This window comes from Frankia sp. CgKIO3 (assembly GCF_977946435.1).
In genome coordinates this window covers 1-2,800 of the sequence record NZ_CDWTMO010000282.1, presented here as the reverse complement: position 1 = coordinate 2,800, position 2,800 = coordinate 1, and the positions used below count along the sequence as shown (strand labels likewise).

At 70.2% G+C, this 2,800-nt stretch carries 1 pseudogene; it reads right to left on the bottom strand.

What is annotated here, in order from left to right:
• Positions 1-1,901: pseudogene (locus AC08OJ_RS19550) on the bottom strand (hypothetical protein); the annotation flags it as partial.
• Between the last annotated feature and the right edge of the window lie 899 nt (positions 1,902-2,800).

Here is a 2,800-nt window from a genome sequence, read left to right as displayed (position 1 = left end):
GTACCGGTAGGCGACGCCGACAGGTGGTCCGGCCGGGCGGCGCGCAGCGCCTCGGCGGTCTCCGTGGCCAGCCGGATCGCGTTGTCGCGCGCGGAGGTCATCCGATATCCCAAGAAGATCGACTCCAGGGCGGCCGCGAGCAGTGGGACTGCCTGGCGCAGTGGCTCGTCGCGGATCTGTGCGGGCGAAGGAACCCGCAATGCGGCGAGTTCGTCCGCGAGGGCGGAGATCGTTCCTTCGATTTGGCGCTGCTCCTCGGCGACCGCGTTGGAGATCTCGTCGATCATCCGGCTAGGCGGCTCCTCCTCCCGCAGCCGGCCCAGAATGACGCCGACGATCTCCTTGTGTAACCGTTCCCGGGGCCCGGGGCCCGGGGCCCGGGCCGCTGGCACGAGCCCGCCGCCCGGGCTGGCGACGGGGCCGGCCAGCAGCCCCGCGACCCGGCGCAGCTGACCGCGTAGCCGCTCCGCACTCGCCAGGTCCGCCGGCAGACCGACCGGTTCGATGATGGCGGTGAAAAGACGGCGCACGGGGTCCGCGGCCGTGCCCTGTTCGGCGGAGCTTGACCAGTTCGAAGCCCGCAGGCGTTCGTACCGTTCGCGGAGGTGCTCGCGGACGGCGAGCGCTCCGGCGCCTGCCGTCGCTGCCGAGGCCGGATCGCCCGGCGCTGCCGGGGCCGTCGAGCGTCCCAGGCCGACGGCATCGGTCGTGGTCGAGAGGGGTGCCGGATCCGGGGGACCCGACGTACCCGAACCACTCGCGGTACCCGAACCACTCGCGGTACCCGGGACGCCCGTACGCCGAGCATCCGCGGTATCCGCGAGGGCGGCCAGGCCGCCGCCGGGCGGCGGCGCGGCGGTCCTCCCGACCCCGTTCTCCACCACCTGCCGGCACCAGGGTTCCGGCCGGCCCGGATCGAACATCTCGTCACCGACCAGGGCCAGCAGATCGCCGATTCCCCGCATCCCACCGCGGCCGTAAAGGTCCACGAGCAGCCGGGCGGCGGTGGCCATGATCGGTGGAGCGTCCGGCCCGGCCCGCGGATCCACGTGGATCGCGGCAGGCTCCCCGTTGCCGGCACACTCCGGTTCGAACGGGACGAACAGGAACCGCGGGCCCGGCTCGTCGGTGTGCCGCGCGCCCGAGGGGACGGCGCCCGAGGGGACGGCGGTCGCATGCGTGGAGAAGGTAAGCCGGTAGGGCAGAACACCTTCGAGGATCTCCACCAGGGCCCACATCAGCGTGAGCGCCTCATCCGAACCGGTGTGGGCCACCACGAAGGGACGCTCGGCCCGCGACCATGCCAGTACCGCCGCGATGAGCGTGACGAGCCGATCGCGCCGCACCCCCGCGCGCGCCGACTGGCGCAGGGCCGGCTCGCCCGTCCGTCGGCGTGCGGTGAGGTCGCGCAGGTGCAGGGGAGCCAGCCGCGGGACGGTGCGGGAGCTACCCACCACGACCCCACCCGCCGCGTACAACGCGAGCCCCACCCGTTCGGTCAGATAGTCCGCCCGGCCGATCAGGATGTGGGCACGCAGCCGGGCCCGGCTCTCGCCGCCGCGTTCCGGGATCCGGATCCGGTGCACGAGCGCCGCTTCCGGGATGCGGCGCGGATCCCTCGCCGTGAGATGGTCCGGCGTCTCGGGATGATCCGGAGACCGGATGATGTAGGTGAGCGCCGACGGTGGGTGGGGGACCTGGCTCTCGTCGAGCTCGACCTCGCCGGCGAGAAGCCCGCTCCAGGACCTGGTCACAGTGGAGCCCAGGGAGCTTGCCGCCGGGAGGTGACTCTCGCCGCCCGTCCTGCTCCGGCGCGACCAGGAATAGATCATCTGGTCGAGCCGCGTCGCCTCCGCTGCCCAGCCGGACCGTGCCCTCGGCGTTCCCAGATGATCGATCACGGTAGACACCCGTTCCGCCGGGCCCGACGGCGTCGCTGAACGCGCCAGCCGCGACAAGCGCCGAGGACGACGGATCCGGCGGCGACGCCTTCCCGGGTGTCTTCAAATCCGCTCGCACCCGCCGGTGATACTTTCTTCCGGGGGCCGTAATGCCGGGCCGCATAATGTTGGTCCCGCACGAAAGTCCTGGTCCTAGCGGGTGGGCATGAGGACAGGAGCCCCCTGGCCGCTCGCTGCTTCTCAGCCAATGGTCGCCCCCCAGACGGCGGTCCCTCAGCCGGGCATTGATCGTGCTGTCCCGGTGAATTATGGCGTGCTGGCGGAAAAATATTCCTGGCACCCGGTAGACGTCCAGAGGAGTCCTGAAAAATCGGCCTTGCGATCGCTGTCGGCCCGTCGGTTGCGATCCTTCCGCGGGGTGTGCCGTCGCTCCCGCCCGAGGAAGGATCGCAACCGGGCCCAAGTCGTACCCCCGACGAAGTTCTGTAGTGCCCGCTGCCGTACCGCCGGTCTACGTGTGCGCGGGGAAATTCCGCGGTCGTCCTTTTTTCGCATGGTTGGTCGCCGTTGTAGCCAAGGTGTTGATGTGATGTTATTCGGCTCGTTCATCGCCCCGGATGTGCCCGCCGCCGCGGGCGCGGTTTGTTCGCGGAATTGGTGGGATCCATCGAGCTGATCGGTGCGGGGGCGGTGATTCCGGCGCCAATAATCCGACGGATCTTACGGCGAGTGACGCTATCCGGAGGGAGGCGGATCTGACGTTGAATACCGTCACACGATGCGATCGGTGAACGGTCTTCGGCCGAGATCGAGGTTGTCATGGCCGTGGCGCGATTCCTGAGCTCCCGGTAGTGCGGGGGAGAACAACTCGGGTACACACCTACGTGTCCATTCACGGG